Source organism: Streptomyces sp. 2-1 (assembly GCF_048564895.1).
Taxonomy (GTDB): Bacteria; Actinomycetota; Actinomycetes; order Streptomycetales; family Streptomycetaceae; genus Streptomyces; species Streptomyces phaeochromogenes.
This window is the reverse complement of record NZ_CP183383.1, coordinates 10,456,422-10,478,163: the sequence shown is the minus strand read 5'-3', so window position 1 is coordinate 10,478,163 and position 21,742 is coordinate 10,456,422. Positions and strand designations below refer to the sequence as shown.

19 protein-coding genes and 1 pseudogene are annotated in these 21,742 nt (G+C 69.6%); 13 read left to right on the top strand and 7 right to left on the bottom strand.

The window, feature by feature from the left end:
* Positions 1 to 37 precede the first annotated feature (37 nt).
* The gene (locus ACN20J_RS45790) at positions 38 to 475 is read right to left on the bottom strand and encodes an Lrp/AsnC family transcriptional regulator (protein WP_419669076.1); all 438 of its coding nucleotides are present in this window, start codon (positions 473 to 475) and stop codon (positions 38 to 40) included.
* A gap of 164 nt (positions 476 to 639) precedes the next feature.
* Between ACN20J_RS45790 and ACN20J_RS45785 the strand changes: the two genes are divergently transcribed.
* A complete protein-coding gene (locus ACN20J_RS45785; RefSeq protein ID WP_419668347.1) occupies positions 640 to 1,557 on the top strand; it encodes an SMP-30/gluconolactonase/LRE family protein in 918 nt (305 codons plus the stop codon).
* A 159-nt stretch (positions 1,558 to 1,716) separates the two neighbouring features.
* Positions 1,717 to 2,838, top strand: a complete 1,122-nt coding sequence (locus ACN20J_RS45780) for a hypothetical protein (protein WP_419668346.1) — start codon at positions 1,717 to 1,719, stop codon at positions 2,836 to 2,838.
* Positions 2,839 to 2,860: 22 nt separating this feature from the next.
* Here ACN20J_RS45780 and ACN20J_RS45775 read toward each other — a convergent pair whose 3' ends face one another.
* From ACN20J_RS45775 to ACN20J_RS45765, 3 genes are all read right to left on the bottom strand, one after another.
* Positions 2,861 to 3,676, bottom strand: coding sequence for an SAM-dependent methyltransferase (locus ACN20J_RS45775; protein WP_419668345.1), 816 nt, complete (start codon positions 3,674 to 3,676; stop codon positions 2,861 to 2,863).
* Positions 3,677 to 3,852: 176 nt separating this feature from the next.
* Positions 3,853 to 5,094 carry an FAD-dependent oxidoreductase gene (locus tag ACN20J_RS45770; RefSeq protein WP_419668344.1) on the bottom strand — a complete coding sequence of 414 codons (1,242 nt, stop codon included), beginning with the start codon at positions 5,092 to 5,094 and terminating at the stop codon, positions 3,853 to 3,855.
* A gap of 134 nt (positions 5,095 to 5,228) precedes the next feature.
* Positions 5,229 to 5,618, bottom strand: a complete 390-nt coding sequence (locus ACN20J_RS45765) for a winged helix-turn-helix transcriptional regulator (protein WP_189843077.1) — start codon at positions 5,616 to 5,618, stop codon at positions 5,229 to 5,231.
* 144 nt (positions 5,619 to 5,762) lie between these two features.
* Between ACN20J_RS45765 and ACN20J_RS45760 the strand changes: the two genes are divergently transcribed.
* A complete protein-coding gene (locus ACN20J_RS45760; RefSeq protein ID WP_189843078.1) occupies positions 5,763 to 6,170 on the top strand; it encodes a RidA family protein in 408 nt (135 codons plus the stop codon).
* A gap of 285 nt (positions 6,171 to 6,455) precedes the next feature.
* Positions 6,456 to 8,027: a hypothetical protein gene (locus ACN20J_RS45755; RefSeq protein WP_194532052.1), complete on the top strand. Its 1,572-nt coding sequence runs from the start codon at positions 6,456 to 6,458 to the stop codon at positions 8,025 to 8,027.
* Positions 8,028 to 8,046: 19 nt separating this feature from the next.
* Here the strand turns inward: ACN20J_RS45755 and ACN20J_RS45750 are convergent, their stop codons facing one another.
* Positions 8,047 to 8,658 (bottom strand): NUDIX domain-containing protein, encoded by a 612-nt coding sequence (locus ACN20J_RS45750; RefSeq protein ID WP_189843080.1) that lies wholly within the window; start codon positions 8,656 to 8,658, stop codon positions 8,047 to 8,049.
* Positions 8,659 to 8,761: 103 nt separating this feature from the next.
* On the opposite strand from ACN20J_RS45750, the gene ACN20J_RS45745 reads away from it, so the two are divergent.
* From ACN20J_RS45745 to ACN20J_RS45730, 4 genes and pseudogenes are all read left to right on the top strand, one after another.
* The gene (locus ACN20J_RS45745; RefSeq protein ID WP_361922846.1) at positions 8,762 to 9,442 is read left to right on the top strand and encodes a winged helix-turn-helix domain-containing protein; all 681 of its coding nucleotides are present in this window, start codon (positions 8,762 to 8,764) and stop codon (positions 9,440 to 9,442) included.
* Positions 9,443 to 9,514: 72 nt separating this feature from the next.
* A pseudogene (locus ACN20J_RS45740) lies at positions 9,515 to 10,350 on the top strand (IS5 family transposase).
* 54 nt (positions 10,351 to 10,404) lie between these two features.
* Entirely contained in the window at positions 10,405 to 11,652 is a 1,248-nt protein-coding gene (locus ACN20J_RS45735) for an MFS transporter (protein WP_419668343.1), read from the top strand.
* Positions 11,653 to 11,811: 159 nt separating this feature from the next.
* Entirely contained in the window at positions 11,812 to 12,306 is a 495-nt protein-coding gene (locus tag ACN20J_RS45730) for an SRPBCC family protein (RefSeq protein WP_189843082.1), read from the top strand.
* 70 nt (positions 12,307 to 12,376) lie between these two features.
* Here ACN20J_RS45730 and ACN20J_RS45725 read toward each other — a convergent pair whose 3' ends face one another.
* Positions 12,377 to 14,092 carry a dihydroxy-acid dehydratase gene (locus tag ACN20J_RS45725; protein WP_419668342.1) on the bottom strand — a complete coding sequence of 572 codons (1,716 nt, stop codon included), beginning with the start codon at positions 14,090 to 14,092 and terminating at the stop codon, positions 12,377 to 12,379.
* Between the two features lie 47 nt (positions 14,093 to 14,139).
* Here ACN20J_RS45725 and ACN20J_RS45720 point away from each other — a divergent pair, with 47 nt between their 5' ends.
* The 5 genes from ACN20J_RS45720 (at position 14,140) to ACN20J_RS45700 (ending at position 19,794) form a co-directional block, all read left to right on the top strand.
* A complete protein-coding gene (locus ACN20J_RS45720) occupies positions 14,140 to 14,964 on the top strand; it encodes an IclR family transcriptional regulator (RefSeq protein ID WP_419668341.1) in 825 nt (274 codons plus the stop codon).
* A gap of 26 nt (positions 14,965 to 14,990) precedes the next feature.
* Positions 14,991 to 16,016 carry a zinc-dependent alcohol dehydrogenase gene (locus ACN20J_RS45715; RefSeq protein WP_419668340.1) on the top strand — a complete coding sequence of 342 codons (1,026 nt, stop codon included), beginning with the start codon at positions 14,991 to 14,993 and terminating at the stop codon, positions 16,014 to 16,016.
* Between the two features lie 372 nt (positions 16,017 to 16,388).
* The gene (locus tag ACN20J_RS45710; RefSeq protein WP_361886544.1) at positions 16,389 to 17,816 is read left to right on the top strand and encodes a family 2B encapsulin nanocompartment shell protein; all 1,428 of its coding nucleotides are present in this window, start codon (positions 16,389 to 16,391) and stop codon (positions 17,814 to 17,816) included.
* Positions 17,813 to 18,865 carry a family 2 encapsulin nanocompartment cargo protein terpene cyclase gene (locus ACN20J_RS45705; RefSeq protein ID WP_419668339.1) on the top strand — a complete coding sequence of 351 codons (1,053 nt, stop codon included), beginning with the start codon at positions 17,813 to 17,815 and terminating at the stop codon, positions 18,863 to 18,865. The genes ACN20J_RS45710 and ACN20J_RS45705 overlap by 4 nt, the downstream gene beginning before the upstream one ends.
* A 50-nt stretch (positions 18,866 to 18,915) precedes the next feature.
* Entirely contained in the window at positions 18,916 to 19,794 is an 879-nt protein-coding gene (locus tag ACN20J_RS45700; RefSeq protein ID WP_419668338.1) for a geranyl diphosphate 2-C-methyltransferase, read from the top strand.
* A 122-nt stretch (positions 19,795 to 19,916) separates the two neighbouring features.
* On the opposite strand, the gene ACN20J_RS45695 is transcribed toward ACN20J_RS45700, so the two are convergent.
* Complete coding sequence (locus ACN20J_RS45695) at positions 19,917 to 21,563, bottom strand: ABC-F family ATP-binding cassette domain-containing protein (protein WP_419668337.1); 1,647 nt, start codon at positions 21,561 to 21,563, stop codon at positions 19,917 to 19,919.
* Positions 21,564 to 21,742 lie beyond the last annotated feature (179 nt).

Below are 21,742 nucleotides of genomic sequence, written 5' to 3'. Positions count from 1 at the left end.
TACCTCCCGGCACCCGACAAGCGTCGGCCCACCACCGTCAGTCGGCATGGACCGGCCGTTCGAAGAACGTCTCCAGCGCGACCGTGGCATGCGTCCCGCTCACACCCTCGATCTCGTAGAGCCGCCGCAGGACGTCCTGCAACTGCTCCGTGGTGGCCGTGCGCACCTTCACGAGGACGGACGCCGTGCCCGCGATGACGTGGGCTTCCTGGATCTCGGGGATGGCGGCGAACGATTCGGACGCCTCCCCCATCCAGGCCGACGAGTCGACCATGACGAAGGCGAGCACGCCCCGCCCGAGGGCGGCCGGGTCGACCTCCACGGTCGTGCGGCGGATCACGCCGCGTTCACGGAGCTTACGTACGCGGTCGTGAGCGGCGCCCGCCGACAGGCCGACCGCCCTGCCGAGCAGCGCGTAGGCCTGCCCGGCGTCGCGCTGCAGCTCCGCGATCAGCGCCCTGTCGACGTCGTCCACGATCCCGTTGACCATCCCCATGGCCCCACCATATCTGGTTCGGTCGTATTAGGATCACAGCGAATGGTGTTCAGATCCCATGGCGTTCACAGACGCATGACGTTCAGATCCGGACGCCGCTCAGATCCGCATGACGCTCAGATCCGCACGGGGAGAGGTTGGCCATGTCCGGCGAGATTCTCAACAATCTGTACGAGGTCCTGGACGAGCGCTTTCGCACCGGGCGGTGTGCGAACGGCGACGCGCGGCTGGAGCGGTTGCACTCCGACTGCCGTTGGGCCGAGGGGCCGCTCTATCTGCCCGCCTGGCGGCAACTGATCTGGAGCGACATTCCCAACGACCGCCTGCTGCGCTGGGACGAGGCCACGGGCACGGTCGGGGTCTTCCGCTCCCCGGCCGGACACGTCAACGGCAACACACTCGACCGTGAGGGCCGGCTGGTGAGCTGCGAGCAGGGCAACCGCCGGGTCACCCGCACCGAGCACGACGGGCGCCTCACCGTGCTCGCCGACCGCTTCGAGGGCAAGCGGTTCAACAGCCCGAACGACGCGGTCGTACGCTCCGACGGCTCCGTCTGGTTCACGGACCCGGACTTCGGGATCACCAGCGACTACGAGGGGTTCCGGGCCGAGAGCGAGATCGGCAGCTGCGACGTCTACCGGATCGACCCGGTGACCGGCAGGGTCGACCGGGTCGCGGACGGTTTCGGCGGACCGAACGGCCTGGTCTTCTCGGCGGACGAACGGCAGTTGTACGTAGCCGACACGAAGGCCGGACAGATCCGCGTCTTCGACGTGCACGAGGATCGCACCCTCTCGGACGGCAAGGTCTTCGCCCAGCACACCGAGGGCGGCTTCGACAACATCCGCTTCGACGACGAAGGGCGCCTGTGGGCCGCCGCGTTCGACGAGGGCGTGCACTGCTACGACCCCGACGGCACCCTCATCGGACGGCTGCGCGTGCCCGAGCCGGTCTCCAACATCGCCTTCGGCGGCCCGAAGAACAACCACCTCTTCATCACGGCCACGACCTCGCTCTACTCACTCATGATGTCCGTGACGGGGCTGCCCCGGGTGCGGTGAGGGCCGTACGGCTTGTCGGCACTCTCGCTCCAGGATGTCGGCGGGGGTGTTTCGGCCGATTCCCGACGGGCCGCGAGATGCTCACCTCCGTGCATTGACCTCTTCGGCGTCCTGTCCAACGGTGGATCCTCCCTACTCGGTACATGAAGGGAAGTCCCCGTGCGAAGACGGCACTTCGTCAGTGGATTGATCGGCACCGCGGCAGGGTTCGGGCTGGCCACGGCGGCCGGGCCCCTCGCGACCGCCCGCGGCGCCACCTCCTCCGCGTTTCCCCCTGGCTGGCAACCCGTACCCGTACCGATCGGGCAGGGGGCCGCGCAGCTCCTGGACGTGGCTGCCGCCGGGCCCGAGCTCGCGTGGGCCGTGGGCGAGGAGGGCCGGAACGGCTCCACACGGGGCAGGCCCCTGGCGATGGTCTGGGACGGCACGGCGTGGACACAGACCGGCTTGGACCATCTGGATTTCTCGGGTCAACTGCACTCCGTCGCCGGCGGTTCCCTCGACGCGGCGTGGGCCGTCGGCACCGACACCTCCGGACACGGGCACCTGCTGGCCTGGGACGGCGTCACCTGGCAGGAGATGGCGTATCCGGGGCAGGAGGACACCGGGACCGAACTCACCGGCGTGGCGGTCGCCCCGGACGGGCGGGCCTGGGTCTCCGGCCGCAACAGTGACAGGCAGGGGCTGCTGCACTGGAACAAACAGGAGTGGCGCTGGTACGCGCTGCTGCCGAGCACGGCGACCGAGGCGCCATCGGGCGTCCACCGCACACCGGATGGCGAGATATGGGTGTACGGAACCGGTGTCGTCGCCCGCTGGGACGGAGCCTGGACGGAACTGCCGCCGCCCACAGGGTTCCGCTTCGGTGTCACCGGGCTTCTCCCCTGCGCCGCCGACGACGTCTGGCTCACCGCCTACGACTACGGAGTCGGCGGGCCGCCCGGAAAGCCCCCGAGCTGCGTCCTGCGGCACTGGGACGGCACGGCTTGGAGTCATGTCACCCCGCCGTTCACCGTCGGCCTGCTCAGCGGCATCACCGGTGACGACCAGGGTCGGCCGGACCGTATCGCCGGCTGGGACTTCTGGGACCAGACACGGGCGCACTATCTGCGCTGGGACGGCACGGCCTGGGTGAGCGAACGCGGCCCGCTCGCGACAACACCGGTCGTGCTCAACGCACTTGCCCGGATCCCCGACACCGGCGAGTACTGGTCCGTCGGAACGACCTCCTCGTCCCCCTACCCGCCCGCCCAAGCACGTATGGAGCACTTCGGCCCCTGAGGCACGACGGTACTGCCGACGGTCAAGGCTTGCGGGCGAGGCCGCCGTGCTCGCCGACGGGTTCGAGCGTGGCGAAGGTGGGTTCCGGGCGCCAGAGAGGGACCGAGACGACCCCGGGCTCGATGAGTTCCAGGCCGTCGAAGTACGCCGTGATCTCGTCGACGGTACGCAGGTTGTACGGGACGGCGCCGCTTTCGTTGTAGGCGTCCTGGGCCTGCTCGAAGTCCGGATCGATGCCGCGTGAACCATCGTTGATGGACAGGTGGCTGCCGGACGGCAGCGCGTCCATCAGGCGGGTGACGATGGAGCGCGCCTGGTCGTGGTCGGCGACGTGCCCCAGGATGTTGCTCAGGACGAGGGCGGTGGGGCGGGTGAGGTCCAGCGTCTCGGCGGCGGAAGCCAGGATGCGGTCCGGGTCCAGCACGTCGGCGTCGACGAAGGCCGTCGCCCCCTCCGGGGTGGAGTGGAGCAGGTCGCGGGCGTGTGCCACCACCAGCGGGTCGTTGTCGACGTAGACGATCCTGGACTCCGGCGCGATGCGCTGGGCGACCTCATGGGTGTTGTCGGCGGTCGGCAGACCGGTTCCGACGTCCAGGAACTGCCGGATACCCGCCTCGGCGACCAGGTAGGTGATGTTGCGGCGCAGGAAGGCGCGGCTGCTGCGGGCGATGGTCACGATGCCGGGGAAGACGGCGGTGTACGCGTCGCCGGCTTCCTGGTCCACGGCGTAATTGTCCTCACCGCCCAGCCAGTAGTTCCAGATCCGCGCCGAGTGCGGCACCGAAGTGTCGATCTTCTGATGCGCCTCGGGTCCGGGCGTCGTCGCGTGGTCGGTCATGAGTACAGCCCGTCTCTCGGCCGAGGCGTGGATGGTTCACCGCACAACGTACGTCCCAACTGGCCTGGCGCGTAGGCCAGTTCACGTATCCCACAGGTCCGAGCGGCGGGTTTCATGGAGTGGCTGGACGGGCCGAGTTGGGCAGGGCTGGGCGGGGACGCGGATCACCCGGCCTTCTAGGCAAGGCCTTTGAGCATGCCGTGCCAGTACAGGGCGGGCAGGCCGTAGCGCTTGAGGAGCCACATGTCCCGGCGTTCCTTGGTGGTGTCGACCAACGGGATGCTGGGGGCGGGGCGCAGGTCGTAGTCGAACTCGGCGAGCAGCATCCTGTCGCGGGCCGTGACCAACGGGCAGGAGGTGTAGCCGTCATAGCGGCGCAGGTCACGGGGCTCGCCGTTGGGATCAGCCCCGATCCCGGCCAGCAGGTTGGCGACCACGACGGGGGCCTGCTTGCGGACGGCGGCACCGGTCTTGGAGGTGGGCAGGTTCGCGACGTCACCCAGGGCGAAGACATTGTGGTGGCGCGGGTGTTGGAGGGTGTACTTGTCAACCTCCACATAGCCGTAGGGACTGGCGGGGTCGGCGAGCGGGCTGTGCTTGACCCAGTCGGGGGCACTCTGCGGCGGGACGGCGTGGAGCAGATCGAACGCGATCGTCTCCTCGTCGCCCGTGGAGTGATCGGTCAGGGTCAGCCGGCGGGCAGCGCCATCGACAGCGGTCATCTCCGAGTTCAGTCGCACCTCGATGCCGTAGCGCTCGGCGACCCGCTCCAGGGCCCGGCGCCAGACCGGTACGGCGAACATGGAGTCCGCGGGCAGGACGAGGACGACTCGGATTCGGTCCAGCACCCCTTGCCTGCGCCAGTGGTCGGCGGCCAGGTAGGCGATCTTCTGCGGGGCGCCGCCGCACTTGACCGGGCCGGTGGGCTGGGTGAAGACCGCGGTGCCCGAGCGCAGGCCACGAATCAGTTCCCAGGTGTACGGGGCGTGCTCGAAGGAGTAGTTGCTGGAGACGGCCCCGTGTCCGACAGCGGTGTCCAGGCCGGGGACCGCGTCCCAGTCAAGTTGGAGGCCGGGAGCCATCACCAGGTGGTCGTACCCGATGGTGCGGTGCTCGGTGGTGGTGACCGTCCGGGCTTCGGGGTCGACGGATGCGGCGGCCTCGCGGATCCAGCACACCCGCCTCGGCATCACGGAGACTTCGGGGCGGCGGGTGATGTCGAGCGGGGCCTGGCCGCCGCCGACCAGGGTCCACAGGGGCTGGTACCAGTGGGTGCTCGCCGGTTCGAGCACGGCGACGTCGGTGACACCGGCTCGGCGTAAGCGGGCGGCGACGGTGATACCGGCGGTGCCGCCTCCGACGATCAGCACCCGGTGGTGCCGCCGGGCGGAACGGCGGGCGGAGGACATGGATGGCATGAAGGACTCCTCACGATCTCCACGCGATACCCCCGTAGGTATTTTCGAGAGTAGGGGATGCCCGCCGTCAGGGCCAATGCCGGACCGCCGAATTGCCTGGCAGGCAAATCCCCTGACAGGCAAGGCAGTTGACGTCAGCCGTCGAAGCTGCGGCGGGAGGCCTCGATGTGTCCGAAGTACCGGTGGGTCCAGTCGCACATTCCGTCCACCGTCGCCCGTAGGCCCTGGCCCGGCTCGGTGAGGGTGTACTCGACCCGCGGCGGCACGGTGGGGTGCACCTTCCGGTCGACCAGGCCGTTGCGCTCCAGCATGCGCAGGTTCTGCGTGAGCATCTTGTGGCTGATGCCCTCGACCTCGTCCCGCAGTTCGCTGAACCGCAAGGTGCGCTCACCGAGGGACTCGATGATCAGGAGTGCCCACTTGTTGGCGACGTCCGAGAAGATCTCCCGCGCCAGAGAGTCCGCGCGCGTCACATCCGCTTCGTCGGGTTCGTTGGGCGAGTCGCTGAGCTGCTTGGTCACCATGAGGTTCCCCAGTCACTGAAAAGTGCGTTCTTCCATGTCAGCACACACTCTCCTACGGTTTCCCAGTAACCACAAGAGACCACGGGAAGCGTGGTTCGACGGAAACGAGCCCTCATGACAGGGGCTCTGCGACAAGGAGTCAGCATGGCCATCACCCTGGTGAACCCCGAAGGACTGGCGAAGGTCGACCTCTACAGGCAGGTGTCGGTCGCCACCGGGTCGAGGATGGTCTTCCTCGCCGGGCAGGTCGCCTGGGACGCCGAAGGGGTCACCGTCGGCGAAGGTGACTTCGCCGCTCAGGTCGAGCAGTCCTACCTCAACGTCGGCACGGCCCTGGCCGAGGTCGGAGCCTCCTTCGACGACGTGGTGAAACTGACCGTCTACCTCGTCGACTGGACCCCCGACAAGATGCCCCTGTTCGCGGAGGGGGTCGCACGCGCCGCCGCGAAGCTGGGGGTCACCCCGGCCGCCCCTCTCACGGGGATCGGCGTCGCAGCTCTGGCCGCTCCCGACCTCCTGGTCGAGGTCGAAGCCGTCGCGATCATCGACTGAACAGGCGTCTTCGCCTGGAGCTCGCTCTCGACCCGTGGCCTGTTCATGGCCGCGGGCCTCGAACTGCGTGCTCCGAAGGGGCGGGGCGGTCGAAGAAGGGGCGGGGCGGCCGGATTCGAACCGACGTCCTCCGAGATGATGTCGCGGCGCACTACCTCTGTGCTACGACCCCGCCTTGGTCATGATCGTAGGCCCCAACTGCAAGGGTGGGCCACCCTGTTTCGGCTCCACGGACGGCAGGTCGTACAGGACGTGGTGCGGAAGGTGGTGCGGGATACTGCGGCAATGTTCGGGATACGGGACCGTCGGCGCGCGGTCGTCGTCCGGTGGGTGGTGGCCATTGCCCTGACTCTGATGACCGCTCTTGCGGGCGTTGGCCGGGCGACGGCGGCGGAGCGGGGGCCGCGCGACATCACGCAGGACTATTTCTACGTACCGCTGCATTCGCAGGAGCCGTACACCTCCGATGGGCTCGGCCTTGAGTTCGCGTACGACGGGCCGCCACGGAATGCCGAACTCACGGTGGACGCGGCGGGGATCGACGGGGTCGCGGTCGTCGCATCGGGGGCCGACGGCTGCAGGCCGCGGATGCCGTCCTTCACCTGTTCCAAGCAGCTGCACCCCGACTCCGAGGGCTGGAACACGCAGGAGCTGAAGCTCCGCCCCGCGGCCGGGGCCCGGGCCGGGGACTCCGGCAGCCTGAGCTACACCCTCAAGCCGGAAGGCCTGCCCGCCGTCCGAGGCAGTCTGACGGTGATCGCCGGGCGGCCCGAACTGCGGGTGAACAAGGGTGCCGTGCTCAGTGCGACCGCTGTCGGGGAGACCTTCGGCGTGCCCATCGTCATCCGCAACACCGGCGATGTTCCTGCCCGCGGGGTCGTCCTGCTCATCGAAGGCACCGCAGATCTGTCCGCGGCCACCCGGCACAGCAACTGCCGCTATGCCAAGGACGCCGACACCGTCCAATGCCTCCTTCCCGACGCCGTCATAGCTCCCGGCGAGACGATGCGGGTGAAGCCGGTGCTGCGGGTCAGGTCGAGCCGTGCCGCGCTGGCCGAGCGACTGTCCTACGGGGCTTGGTCCTTCCACTCCTCCGGACGACACCCGGGCCCGCCGTGCTGTGTGGACGACCCCGACCCCGGCCTCACGCCGGGGCAGGGGACACCCCTTTCCCTCACTCCGGACCCGACCGGCGGCAAAGGGATGGCGTTCACCACCACCCCTGAGCCGACGGAGGTGAACGTGCCGGTACGGAACACCGCCGACATCGAGGCGATCGGCGCAGCGCTGCGCGGCAATGTCGGCACGACCCACCGCATCCGCATCGGCTACCGCAACAACGGCCCCGCCGTGACGGGCGAGATCCGGACCGTGTTCATCGCACCGCCCGGCACCGAGGTGATCCGGGCGCCTTACGACCCCGAGGCCGAGGAGGAGATGGCCGACCAGGTCTGCCGGACGAAGAATCGCGGCCGCAGCTACACCTGCAGCCAATACAGCGGGGTCGGCCAAAAGGTCTTCTACGAGTTCACCTTGCGCACCACCAGCGACGACACCCGTTCCGGCTGCGTGTCCGTCTCGGCCCGGACCGGCGCATCAGGGCCGGGTAGCACCCGGGTCAAGGACACCGAACGCAGCAACGACACGGCACCCGTCCAGGTGGCCGAGAACGGCATGGTCTCCTGCGCTCTGCCCGAGGAGGACGGCAGCGGCGTTGGCGGCTGGGCCGTCGGCACCGGAATCGCGGCCCTCGCCGGCTCGGCATTGCTCGTCGCCGGACACCGACGCAGGAAGGCGTCACGATCGGGTCCGACCCCAACGCCCCGGTGGCTGACGCGCTTTGAACGTGAGCTGTGACCGGACGGAGGGGTTGCGCTCACCCTGGCCGCGCGGCCATGAGCTTGCGGGTGAACCTGTGCATGTGGGGGTCGAGAGTGTCCCCGGGCTCGGCGAGGACCTGTGACAGGGACAGCCACTTGATCGCCGAGAACTCACCCTCGTCGAAGGTGACGACGCTGCCGACGTCCGCCCGCAGGACGTACCAGAGCGACACGTCGGTGTGCCGCCCCTGCCCGCGCGTCTGCGTGACGGTCAGAAAGAACGGCTCCCTACCGGCGACCACCGCCGGAACGGCCTCGACGCACAGTTCCTCTCGACACTCACGCACCACCGTGTCCCACGGGTCCTCCATCGGCTCGACGTGACCACCACTGGGAAGCCACAGACCGGCCTTCCGGTGGGCGACCAGCAGGAGTTCGCCACGCTTCTCGTCCAGGACCACGAAGTAGCTGACGAGATGGACCGCCGGCACATCGGGTTTCCGCACCCGCCAGAGCGGAGCCCCGCCGGCAACCCACTCCACCGCCTCGGCGAGATGGACACGCTCCTGCTCGTCCCAGGGACGAACACCCTCCAGCAGACTCGTCAGCCGCACACGAAGAAGCTGGTCACGCTCGTCTGAAGCACCGGTCGCGTTCACTGCGCTCATGATGCCAAGAAGGGGTGGCGTCGCGAGGGGCGCTATTGACCGCAAAGGGTTCTTCGCAAAGAGGTCTTTGCGAAGAACCCTTTGCGGTCTAGAGTCGCTCGGTATGACTGAACCGAACGAGCAGCCGCAGGACTCGACTCCCCATCCGGACTCGGTCGTTCTGGATGCCAAGGGGCTGCGTGCCCTCGCGCACCCCGTGCGGGTGCAGTTGGTGGGACTGCTGCGGAAGCACGGCCCGTCGACGGCCACCCGGCTCGCGGAGCGGCTGGGCGTCAATTCCGGGACGGCCAGCTACCACCTGCGCCAGCTCGGCGCGGCCGGTCTCGTCGAGGAGGACACGGAACGCGGCAACGCGCGGGAGCGCTGGTGGCGTTCCGTGCACCAGCGGACGTGGTTCAACGATCACGAGCTGGTCGAGCGGGAACCCGAGGCCGCACTGGCCTACCTGCAGTCCGTCGCCGCCACGTACACCTCACGCACCCAGCAGGCGCTCAACGAGCTTCAGACCATGCCTCGTGTCTGGCGGGACACCTTCGACATGAGCGACTGGCCCCTGCGGATCACCCCCGAGGAGGCTTCCGCGCTCTACGAGGAGTTGCGGGCGGTCATCTCCCGCTATCGGCAGGACACACCGGGGGCGGCGGCACAGGCCCCCGAGGGCGCCGAGCGGTTCTCCGTCATCACCCACCTGCTGCCCGAGCCCGACGCGCCCGCCACCTCGACGGGCACGAACGCGGGCACGGACGCAGGCGCAGGCTCGGACACAGGCGTGGAGAGGCCATGACGAAGAAGGCCTCCGGTACGGACGACTTAGAGGTCCTAACAGAAGCTGTTGATCATGTGACTTTCGGTTTGGGTGGTCGTTGGTCTGTTCGTGGGGAGACATCAGTCGCGGCCGTGGATCGTGTCGGATGAACTGTGGTCGCTCATCGAGCCGTTGCTGCCCGATCCGGGTCCGAAGCTGGTGGAAGGCCGGCCACGGGTCCCGGACCGGCAGGCGCTGTGCGGGATCCTGTTTGTGCTGCACACGGGCATCCAGTGGGAGTACCTGCCGCAGGAGCTGGGCTTCGGCTCGGGCATGACCTGCTGGCGGCGCCTGGCCGCGTGGAACGAGGCCGGGGTCTGGGACGCACTGCACCTGGTGCTGCTGAAGAAGCTGCGTGCCACGAAGAAGCTGGACTGGTCGCGGGCGGTGATCGACTCCTCCCATGTGCGGGCCGCTCGGCGGGGCCCAAAAGCGGGCCCAGCCCGGTCGACCGTGCACGGCCGGGCAGCAAGCACCATGTCCTCACCGACGGTCAGGGCATCCCGCTCGCTGTGTCGCTGACCGGCGGAAACCGCAACGACGTCACCCAACTCCTGCCCCTGGTCGACAAGATCCCGGCCGTGGCCGGCACCGTCGGCCGGCCCAGACGCAGGCCCGACGCGCTCCTGGCGGACCGCGGCTACGACCACGACAAGTACCGGCGCCTGCTGTGGCAGCGTGGCATCCGCCCGGTGATCGCCGAACGAGGCGAGAAACACGGCTCCGGCCTCGGCATCTTCCGTTACGTGGTCGAGCGCACGATCGCCTGGCTGCACGGCTTCCGCCGCCTGCGGATCCGCTGGGAACGACGCGACGACATCCACGAAGCCTTCCTCGGCCTCGCCACCTGCCTCATCACTCACCGCCACGTCCAACGCCTTTGTTAGGACCTCTTAGCCGACGCGCGCACCTATCGTGCGCTGGGCGGGGTGCTCGCGGCGATGGCCGTGTCGCTGACGGGCACTCGGATCTCGGGCATCGCGCTGCCCTGGTTCGTACTGGTCACGACCGGCAGCGCCACCCAGACGGGGCTGGTCGCCTTCTGTGAGATGACCCCGTACGTGGTGGTCAAGGCGCTCACCGGGCCGCTGGTGGACCGGGTTGGCCCGCGTGTCGTCTCCTGGGTCACCGACCTGGCCAGTGCGACGGCCGCCGCTGTCGTTCCCTTGCTCCACGCCCTGGACCTGCTCTCCTTTCCCCTGCTGCTGGCCCTGGTCGCGCTGATCGGCGCGGCCCGTGGTCCGGGCGACCTCGCCAAGGAGGTCATGGTGCCGGAGGCGGCCGACCACAGCCGGGTACCGCTGGAGCGGGCCGCGGGCCTGTCCGGCGTGATCGAGCGGCTCGCCTCCACGGTCGGCCCCGCCGCCGCAGGCTCCCTGGTGGCTCTGCTCGGCCCCTTGACGGGGCTTGTGGTCAACGCGGCCTGTTTCACGGCCGGATCGGTGATCATCGCGATGACACTGCCCCGGGACGTGGGACGCGCAACCCCGGCACACCCCTCGCCGGACGGGGAGCCGGAGCCGGGCTACTGGCGACGGTTCGGCGAAGGCTTCACCTTCCTGCGCGCCGACCCGCTGCTCCTCGCCCTCATCGTCATGGTCGGGATCACCAACCTGCTGGACGCGGCCTTCAGCGCGGTACTCATTCCCGTCTGGGCCAGGGAATCCGGCAACGGGCCGACAGCGATCGGCCTGATGAGCGGCATGGCGGGAGCCGCGGCGATCGGCGGGAGCCTGCTGGCCACAGCGGTCGCACACCGGCTGCGGCGGCGGGCGGTGTTCTTCACCGGGTTCCTGTTCGCCGGAGCACCGCGGTTCCTGGTCCTCGCCGCCGACGCGCCGATGGGCGTCGTGCTGGCCGTGTTCGCCGTCAGCGGGCTCGGCGCGGGCTTCCTCAACCCGATCATCGGGGCCGTCTTCTTCGAGCGGGTGCCCCGCCCCATTCTGGGCCGGGTCAACGCGCTCGGCGATTCGCTGGCCTGGTCCGGCATCCCCCTCGGCGGGCTGATCGCCGGGACAGCCGTGGCCGCCGTCGGGCTCGTACCGGTGCTGGTCACCTGCGGGGTCACGTACTTCCTCGCCACGAACCTGACCGGCTTGCGGCCGGAATGGCGGGAGATGGACGTCGGACGTGGGCGCAGAACCCCGAAGCAGTCGTCCGAGGCACGCCCGCTGGAGGCCAATCCGTAACTGCGGGGTTACGCTTTCAGGCTCGGGACGAGTTGGTGGGGAGGCGGCGGATCAGCGCCTGGATGCCCTTGAGACTGAGGTTCGTCGTACCCGCCGTGAGAGGTCCATGCGTCGCACGGCAGTACATGGAGAGCGTGGAGAACGTACGGAGGACACCGCATGAATCCAGTACCCAACGGTCGGCTCGTGCCCACCGCCGACGGTCACGACCTGATCCTGACCCGTACGTTCCGGGCGCCCATCGATGATGTCTGGGCGAGCGTCACCGAATCGGAGCGCACGGCACGGTGGTTCGGTCCCTGGGAAGGGGACGCGGCGCCGGGTCGTACGATCCGGGTCCGGATGGCGTTCGAGGAGGGCGAGGCGTGGACCGAGGTGCGCATCGACGCGTGCGAGCCGCCGCGGCGCCTCGCCGTCTCCACGTCCGACGAAGCAGGCGACTGGCGCATGGAGCTGCAGTTGTCCGAGTCGGGCGGGACGACGGAGCTCCAGTTCGTCCATCACCTCACGACCACGAAGGGGATCGGCGAGATCGGACCGGGCTGGGCGTACTACCTCGACATGCTCGTCGCCTCACGCGACGGCACTCCGGCGCCGAGCTTCGACGACTACTACCCCTCGCAGCAGGCCTACTTCGAGTCCCTGGCCGAGTAGTGGTTCTTCGTGGGGCCTCGTAGGGTCCCGGCAGTCAGTAGGTCGCCCGGCCGCCGGGGGCGGACGTCGGTCAGTGCGATTCGCGGCTCACCTCCGAGCCGCTGGAGCCGACGAGGAAGTCCAGGTCGGCGCCGGTGTCGGCCTGTAGGACGTGGTCGACGTAGAGGCGTTCCCAGCCGCGCCGGGGGCTCGCGAAACCCGTGACGGTGGCCTTTGTGGGGGTCCTGCGGGCCAGTTCGTCGGCCGGGACGTCGAGGTCGATGCGGCGGGCCGGGACGTCGAGACTGATGTGGTCCCCCGTACGAGCGAGGGCGAGCGGGCCGCCCGCCGCGGCCTCCGGGGCCACGTGCAGGACGACGGTGCCGTACGCGGTGCCGCTCATGCGGCCGTCGCAGACGCGGACCATGTCGCGGACGCCCTGTTCGAGGAGCTTCTTCGGGAGCGGCATGTTGGCCACCTCGGGCATGCCCGGGTATCCCTTGGGCCCGCAGCCGCGCAGCACGAGGACCGAGTCGGCGTCGACATCGAGATCGGGGTCGTCGATACGGGCGTGGAAGTCCTCGATCGAGTCGAAGACGACCGCCCGGCCGCGATGGCGCAGCAGGTGCGCGGAGGCCGCGGCCGGTTTGATGAGCGCGCCGTCCGGGGCGAGGTTGCCGCGGAGCACGGCGATACCGCCCTCGGCGACCAGCGGCTCGGCGCGGGTGCGGATGACCTCGCCGTCCCAGATCGGCGCGTCGTCGAGATGGTTCACCAGCGGTTCGCCGGTGACCGTGAGCGCGTCCGGGTCGAGCAGGTCGCGTACCTCGCGCAGGACGGCGGACAGGCCTCCGGCACGGTGGAAGTCCTCCATGAGGAAGCGCCCGGCCGGCTGCAGGTCGACCAGGACCGGCACGCGGGAGCCGATGCGGTCGAAGTCGTCGAGCGACAGGTCGATCCCCAACCGCCCCGCGATCGCCAGGAGATGGACGACCGCGTTGGTCGAGCCACCGATCGCGGCTAGCGCAACGATGGCGTTGTGGAAGGACGCCTTGGTCAGGAAGGTGCCCGGCCGCCGGTCGACGGCGACCATGTCCACGGCCAGCCGGCCGGTGCCGTGCGCGGCCTCCAGCAGTCGGCTGTCGGGGGCGGGGGTGCCGGCCACACCGGGCACGACCGTGCCGAGGGCCTCGGCCACCAACGCCATGGTGGAGGCGGTGCCCATGGTGTTGCAGTGCCCGCGGCTGCGGATCATCGCCGACTCGGAGCGGGTGAACTGCTCCTGGGACAGCGTGCCTGCCCTGACCTCCTCCGACAGCCGCCATACGTCCGTGCCGCACCCCAGTGGCGTACCTCGGAAGGTGCCGGTCAGCATCGGGCCGCCGGGCACGACGACGGCGGGCAGGTCCACCGAGGCGGCGGCCATCAGCAGCGACGGGATCGTCTTGTCGCAGCCTCCCAACAGGACGACGCCGTCGATGGGGTTGGCCCGCAGCATCTCCTCCGTGGCCATCGCCGCCATGTTGCGCCAGAGCATCGCCGTGGGCCGCACCTGTGTCTCGCCCAGCGACACCACGGGCAGGTCCAGCGGGATGCCGCCCGCCTCGTAGACGCCGTTGCGGACCGACGCCGCCACCTCGTTCAGATGCGCGTTGCAGGGAGTCAGGTCCGAGGCCGTGTTGGCGATGGCGATCTGCGGGCGGCCCTCGAAGGCATCACCGGGCACGCCTCGGCGCATCCACGCCCGGTGGATGTAGGCGTTGCGGTCCTGGCCCGCGTACCACTGGGCGCTGCGGAGCGTCACCATTGAGCTCCTTCCAATAATCGACACAGGGGTCTAATCTTTGGAACGCCATGAAGCATACGCAGGCGTTCGAAGGTTCGACAGACCTCGGCGCGGACGGCTCAACAGGCGCCGAGAGCAGCCGACTTGTGGGATCGGACCGGGTGCTCGCCGTCCTCAAGGAACTCGCCCGGTATCCCGACGGGGTGGGTCTTGAGGAGCTGACGCGGGTCATCGGCAGCCCCAAGCCGACCGTGCACCGGGCACTCGGTGCGCTGCGCCGGGCCGGTCTGGCCGACCAGGACGTCCGCGGCCGTTATGTGCTCGGCGACGAGTTCCTCCGGATGGCCTTCGCCCACCACGAGGCCCGCCCCGAGCACGTACGCATCCGTCCCGCGCTGGAAGCACTGGCCCACCGGTTCGGCGAGACCTCGCACTACGCGGTCCTCGACGGCCGCGAGGTCGTCTACCGCGCCAAGGTCGACCCGCCCACCGGAGCCGTCCGGCTGACCTCGACGGTGGGCGGCCGTAACCCCTCACACACCACCGCCGTCGGAAAACTGCTGCTCGCCCAGCAGTTGGACACGCTCGACGACGTCGAGGCCTGGATCGGCTCGACGCCCCTGGTGCCCCGCACTCCACGGACCCTGTGTTCGGCAGCCGCCCTGCACAGCGAACTGCGGATCACGGGCGAACGGGGCTACGGCCTCGACGACCAGGAGAACGAGACCGGCGTCAACTGCCTCTCCCTGCCCGTGTACGCGACCTCGCCGACAACCCCCTCCGGCGCACTGAGCATCAGCGCACTGGCGTACCGGACACCCCTGGAGACCCTGATCGGCGCCCTCGACGAGATCCGTGCCGTACTCGGGCCGCTGGGAGAACCGCACCGGTGACCGCCCCACCATTGGAGACTGACCTCGTGCACCTCATACGCGCCTTCGTGCTGACCGGCCCCGGGAAGTACGCGGTCCAGGAGGTTCCGGCGCCCGTGGCCGTTCCGGGCGAGGTCGTCGTCGATGTCGAGCGGGTCGGTGTGTGCGGCACCGACGTCGAGTTCTTCACCGGTGCGATGGCCTACCTCGACCAGGGCCACTCCAGCTACCCGACCCGGATCGGCCACGAGTGGGCCGGTCGCGTGGCCGCGGTCGGCGACGACGTCGATCCCGCCTGGATCGGCAAGCGGGTCATGGGCGACACGATGCTCGGCTGCGGCCTCTGCCGCCGTTGCCGCCGGGGCCACCAACACGTGTGCGAGCAGCGGCAGGAGGTCGGCATACGCGGGCCGCGGCCGGGCGCACTGGCGGAGCAACTCGCGGTACCGGCCTCCTCGTTGCACGCTCTGCCCGACTCCGTCGGTCCCGTACTCGGGGCGCTGGTGGAGCCCGGCGGCAACGCCCTGCGCGCCGCACAGGCCGCCGAACTGCAGCCCGGAGACCGGGCGTTGGTGCTGGGTCCGGGGACCATAGGACTGCTGGTCGCGATGTTCGCCCGCGCCGCCGGAGCGGAGGTGCATCTGATGGGCCGCACCGAAGAGTCCCTCGCCTTCGCCCGCACGCTGGGCTTCGCACACGTCTGGACGGAGGACTCCGTCCCGGACCTGCCGTTCGACGCGGTGATCGACGCCTCCAACGCCGTCCATCTGCCCGGCCTGGCCCTGGAGTTGGTCGAGCCGGCCGGCCGTGTCGTGTACGTGGGACTGGCCGGTGAGCCGAGCCTGATCGACACCCGCGCCCTCGCCCTCAAGGACGTCACGGCGGTCGGCATCCTGTCCGCCTCCCCCGGCCTCGACGCCACGATCCGCGCCTACGCCGACGGATCCGTCGACCCCGGTCCCCTCGTCGCCGCGACCGTCGGCCTGGATCAGGTCGGTGACGTCCTGGCCGGCGCACGCCCTGCCCACGCGGGGCCCGGCCCCAAGATCCACGTGGATCCCCGACTGACCTGAGCACAGAGGCTTCGAGGCGTCCGTGCGCCCTCCGCGCCGGTGGGAGGGCGCATTCGACCGGCGTGGGAGTGCGCGCTCGTCGAGGGGCTGCTTCGGGCCGTGGAGTGGCGTCGTCGGGGCGTGAACACGCCCCTTGCGCGCGGTTCCCGAGTGGCGGCCGGGGCTGTTTGGCTTTGACATGCAGCGCGTGCTGCCAAGTTGCCCGGACCAACACGAGGGTGCCGTCCGGGCGTTCCCCCCACCCGGCCTCCCTGACACCGGGTCAGGTCCGAGCCGCCCGCACCCTTCCCGAGTCCCGATGTCCCCGACACCACCCTGTTCAGCCATGTTCGTGCGCGTCCCCTCACGTCCGCTCATGCCTTGGGAGGAAATGTGTCTGCCCCGGAAAGCTCGCCCGAAAGCGCCGCCGGGCCCACCGACGAAGAACGCTTCACCAGCCTCAGCACCCAGGCGGCGCGTCAGCTCGCCACCACCACCAAGTCCGAACCGCAGATGCAGGCCATCACCTCACGGTGGCTGCTCAAGATGCTGCCGTGGGTGGACATCAAGGGCGGCACCTACCGGGTGAACCGGCGACTCCAGCTCCGCGTCGGCCGGGGCCGGGTGCAGTTCGAGCAGAACGGCGCCGACGACATCAAGGTCATCCCCCAGACACTGACCGAACTGCCCTCCCTGCGCGGCTACTCCGACACCGAGGCCCTCAAGGAGATCTCCTCCCGGTTCCGGGTGCGGGAGGTGCGCGCCGGCCAGATCGTCTTCGACGCCGGGCAGCCCGTCACGGAGGCCTACCTCGTCGTCCACGGCCGGTTCACCCGCTACACCGTCGGAAAGTACGGCGAGGAGGAGGTAACCGGCGTCATCACGGACGGCGACGGGATGGGGGACGAGGCGATCGGCCAGGCCGACCCCCTGTGGCTCAACTCGGTGCGGGCCGAGACCTCGGGCGTGCTCCTCGCCCTCAACTGGGACTCCCTGAGGCAGTTCGTGGACCGCACCCCGTCCCTCGCCGCCCAGTTGGCCGCGTTCGCGGAGCAGCAGAGCAAACCCATGAACCGCAAGGGCGAGGCCGATGTCCCCGTACAGGCAGGCCATGTGGGCGAGCCGGTCCTCGCCGGCGGCTTCGTCGACTACGACCTCGTGCCTCGCGAGTACGAGCTGTCGCTGACCCAGACCGTGCTGCGCGTCCACACCAGGGTCGCCGACCTCTACAACCATCCGATGGACCAGACCGAGCAGCAACTGCGCCTGACCGTCGAGGAGATCCGCGAGCGCCAGGAGTGGGAGCTGGTCAACAACCGCGAGTTCGGTCTGCTGCACAACATCGACTACGGGCAACGCGTCAGCACGTACTCCGGCGCCCCCACGCCCGACGATCTCGACGAGCTGCTGTCGATGCGCCGCAAGACCCGGCTGTTCCTGGCCCATCCGAAGGCGATCGCCGCCTTCTTCCGGCAGTGCAACCGGCGCGGCCTGGTGCCCGGCACGGTGAACGTCGACGGCCACGAGGTGCCCTCCTGGCGGGGTGTTCCGTTCTTTCCGTGCGGCAAGATCCCGATCAGTCCGCAGCACACCAGCAGCATCATCGCCCTGCGCACCGGAGAGAAGGACCAGGGAGTCGTCGGTCTCCACCAGACCGGCATTCCCGAGGAGTTCGAGCCCGGTCTGAACGTGCGGTTCATGGGCATCGACACCACCGCGATCATGAGCTACCTCGTCACCGCCTACTACTCGATGGCCATCCTCGTGCCCGATGCCGCGGGCATCCTGGAGAACGTCCAGGTCGGGCGGACCGCGGAATGAGCACACCGTCGGCTTCCGGTTCGCCGTCGCGGCTGCCCGGTCCGCCGAGCCTCGCCCGCCCGCCCCGGCGGGGCGGGGCGATCCCCGGGCTGCGGTACCGGCCCGTCGCCCCCGCCGACCCGGCCAAGGCCGCCGAGGTCGACCGCAGACTGGAGGAGTGGGCTCACGGGCTGGACCTGTTCCCGGCGGCGTGGAAGGGGGACTTCTCCGGTTTCCAGTTCGGCCGGGCCGTCGTCCTTCAGCATCCCCGCGCGGCCGACCTCGAACGGCTCGTCTCCGCAGGCAAGTTGCTCCTCGCCGAGAATCTCGTCGACAACCTCTACTGCGAGGAGGACGAGGGCAAGGGTGGCTCGTCACGCGGGCTGGGCGGGCGGCTGATCATGGCCCAGGCGGCACTCGATCCCTACCACGGCACTCCCGAGCTGGAGGAGGAGTGGCGCCGCGGCGTACGGGCCGACGGGCCGCTGCGCTCGTACCACTTCGCACTGCGGGACTACGCCGTCCTCGCCACTCCCAGTCAGACCGACAGGTTCGTGCACGACATCGCCCGACTTCACCTTGGCTACCTCGCCGAGGCCGCCTGGTCGGAGATCCGGTACGTGCCGCAGGTGTGGGAGTACCTGGTGATGCGGCAGTTCAACAACTTCCGGCCCTGTCTGTCGATCGTCGACGCCGTGGACGGGTACGAACTGCCCGAGGCCGTGTACGCACGGCCCGAGATCCAGCGGGTCACCGCCCTCGCGTGCAACGCCACCACGATCGTCAACGACCTGTACTCCTTCACCAAGGAGCTGGCCAGCGATCCGACACATCTGAATCTGCCCCAGGTCATCGCCGCGAACGAGAAACGTGGTCTGAAGGCCGCCTATCTCAAGGCGGTCGAGATCCACAACAGGATCATGGCGGCGTTCGAGGAGGAGTCGGCGCTCCTGTCCGCCACCTCACCCCTGGTCGAGCGCTACGCACAGGGACTGTCCGACTGGGTGGCCGGCAACCACGAGTGGCACGCCACCAACACCCACCGCTACCACTTGCCCAACTACTGGTGAAGCGCACGGAACTGACACATCGTCACACGCACCATCACGAGGAGTCACCGTTGACCACCGCCCCCCACGCACGCGCCACGACAGCCCCGGTGCCGACCCAGTCCACGTACCAGACCCGCGTCGCGGACTACTGGAACGCCGAGGAGAACCCGGTCAACCTCGAGCTCGGCAGGATCGACGACCTCTACCACCATCACTACGGCATCGGCGCCGCCGACCGGTCCGTGCTCGACGAGTCCGACCCCGACCTGCGCAGGGAGCGGCTCACCGCCGAACTCCACCGTCTGGAGCAGGAACAGGCCGTGCTCCTCTCCAGCCACCTCGGCCCCCTCTCCCCCGACGACCGTGTCTTCGACGCCGGCTGCGGACGCGGCGGCGGCAGTGTCGTGGCCAACCTGCGGTACGACTGCCACGCCGACGGAGTCACCATCTCCGCCAAGCAGGCCGAGTTCGCCAACGCGCAGGCCCGCAAGCGGGGTATCGACGACAAGGTCGCCTATCACCATCGGAACATGCTGGACACCGGCTTCCGGTCGGGCGCGTACGCGGCGTCCTGGAACAACGAGTCCACCATGTACGTGGAACTGGACCTGCTCTTCGCCGAGCACGCCCGGTTGCTGCGCCGCGGCGGACGCTATGTGACGATCACCGGCTGCTACAACGACGCGTACGGGCGGGCCTCCCGCGAGGTGTCCCTCATCAACGCCCACTACATCTGCGACATCCACCCACGGTCGGAGTACTTCCGCGCGATGGCCCGGAACCGGCTGGTGCCCGTCCACGTACAGGACCTGACCGCCGACGCCCTCCCCTACTGGGAACTCCGCAAGCAGGCCGACCACCTGGTCACGGGCATCGAGGACACGTTCCTGACCGCGTACAAGAACGGCAGTTTCCAGTACCTGCTGATCGCGGCCGACCGCGTCTGACGTACCACCGACGTACCACCGGGGAAGTCGGCGCAGACCGGTCGCGAGGACCGGTCTGCGCCATGCCGTTGTCCGGGTCAGGACAGCTGGGGTCTGGGGTCCGCCTCCTCCATCGGCGGCTTCTACACGCGAACAGCCTCGACGGGGAGCTGCAGCGACAGATTCGGCCAGGTGTGGATGTCGCGTTGCATCTGGCGGTCGTGGGTGGCCAGGACGATGGCCGCCTCGGTGGTGTGGAGAGCCTGGGTGAGTTCGTCGACCAGGGCGATGGACAGGTGGTTGGTGGGCTCGTCCAGCAGGAGGACGTGCGGGCGGGCGGCGAGGGCCAGGGCGAGATCGAGTCGGCGCTGCTGTCCCATGGACAGCTCGGCGACGGCCTTGTTGGCGTCGCGCGAGGTGAGCAGGCCCAGCGAGCCGAGTCCTGTCACCTCGCCCTCCTTCAGGACACCGGCGCTGACCAGTCGCGCGGTGTGCCGGCGGTAGAGGTCATGGGCCCGTCGGCGCGTCGCTCGCGGTGACTCCTGTCCGAGCAGGTGCAGGCGCAGCTTGCGCGAGTGGTGCATCCGGCCTGTGGTGGGGACGAGTTGACCGGCCAGGACGGACAGGAGTGTGGACTTGCCCGCCCCGTTCGGCCCGGTGACGGCCAGCCGGTCGCCGGATGTCACCGACAGGCCGGTCGGCCGGTGCAGCCGCCCGTCGACAGTCACCTCCTCCGCGCGCAGCAGGACGACACCCGGCCGGGCGGGCAGGTCGGGCAGGTGGAATCGCTGGGGCGGGACGGGGGCGGTGACCTTGTGCTGCTCCAGGTCCTCCTGGCGTCGGTGGACTGAGCGGACCAGCCCACCCGCACGGGTGGCTCGCTGGTGCTTGTCGGTGCCCTTGTCCGGGCGCCAGCCGGTGCTCAGGCGGTTCTGCGAATCGGACAGGGCCTGCTTGAGACGGGTGTGTTCGGCCTGCTGCTGCTCGTACTCCGCCTCCCACCGGGCCAGTTCGGCCTCGCGGCCCTCGCGGTAGCCGGTGTACCCGCCGCCGTAGACGCGCGGGCTGCCGTCGCGGGTGGGATCGAGGTCCAGGATCGTGGTGGCCACGTCCGACAGGAGCGCCCGGTCGTGGCTGACCACGACGACACCGCCGGAGTGGGCGCGCAGCCTGGCGGTGAGGTACTCGAGACCCGCCAGGTCGAGGTGGTTGGTCGGCTCGTCGAGCAGCAGGAGGTCGTTCTCGGCGCCCAGCAGACAGGCCAGCCGGATCCGATAGCGCTGTCCTACGGAGAGGGTGGCGAGGAGACGGGTGCGGTCGCTGACGGCGCCCAGCCCGGCGAGGGCGACGTCGACCCGGCGGTCGGCGTCCCAGGCGTCCAGTGCCTGCGCCGCTTCCAGAGCGTCGGCGTAGTCCTGTTCGGCGCCGGGCCGCGCTTCGGCGAGGTCCGTCGCTGCGGCATCCAACTGTAGGAGGGCGGCGCGGGCGTCGGCGAGGTGCTCGTCGACGATGTCGCCGACCGTCCGCTCGTCCTCGGCCGGCATCTCCTGCTCGGCCAGGGCCAGCGTGCCGACGCGGTGCACGGTCCCCTCGTCGGGTGCCAGGGTGCCGGCGAGTACGTGCAGCAGGGTCGACTTGCCGCGTCCGTTCTCGCCGACGACGCCCCAGCGCGAACCCGGGGCGACCTTCATGTCGACCTGGTGCAGGACGGTACGGCCACCGCGGTCGACGCGGACGCCCGTGCAGGTCAGTTGGGCCCGATCGCGGGCAGGCAGGTTGAGAGTGGTCACGTTGTTCTTCCTCCGGAAGGAGGCACACGTCACCCCTGTGTCATGGGGGGTGGAAGCGCGCCTTCGATCTGACGGACGGCCAGGCCCAGAACAGGGCGGGCCGCGGGCGCATCACGGCTCCCGGCGCCTCAACTGCGGTGTGAGGGGCGGAGCCTGGGGCCCGGTCAGAGGTAGAGGAC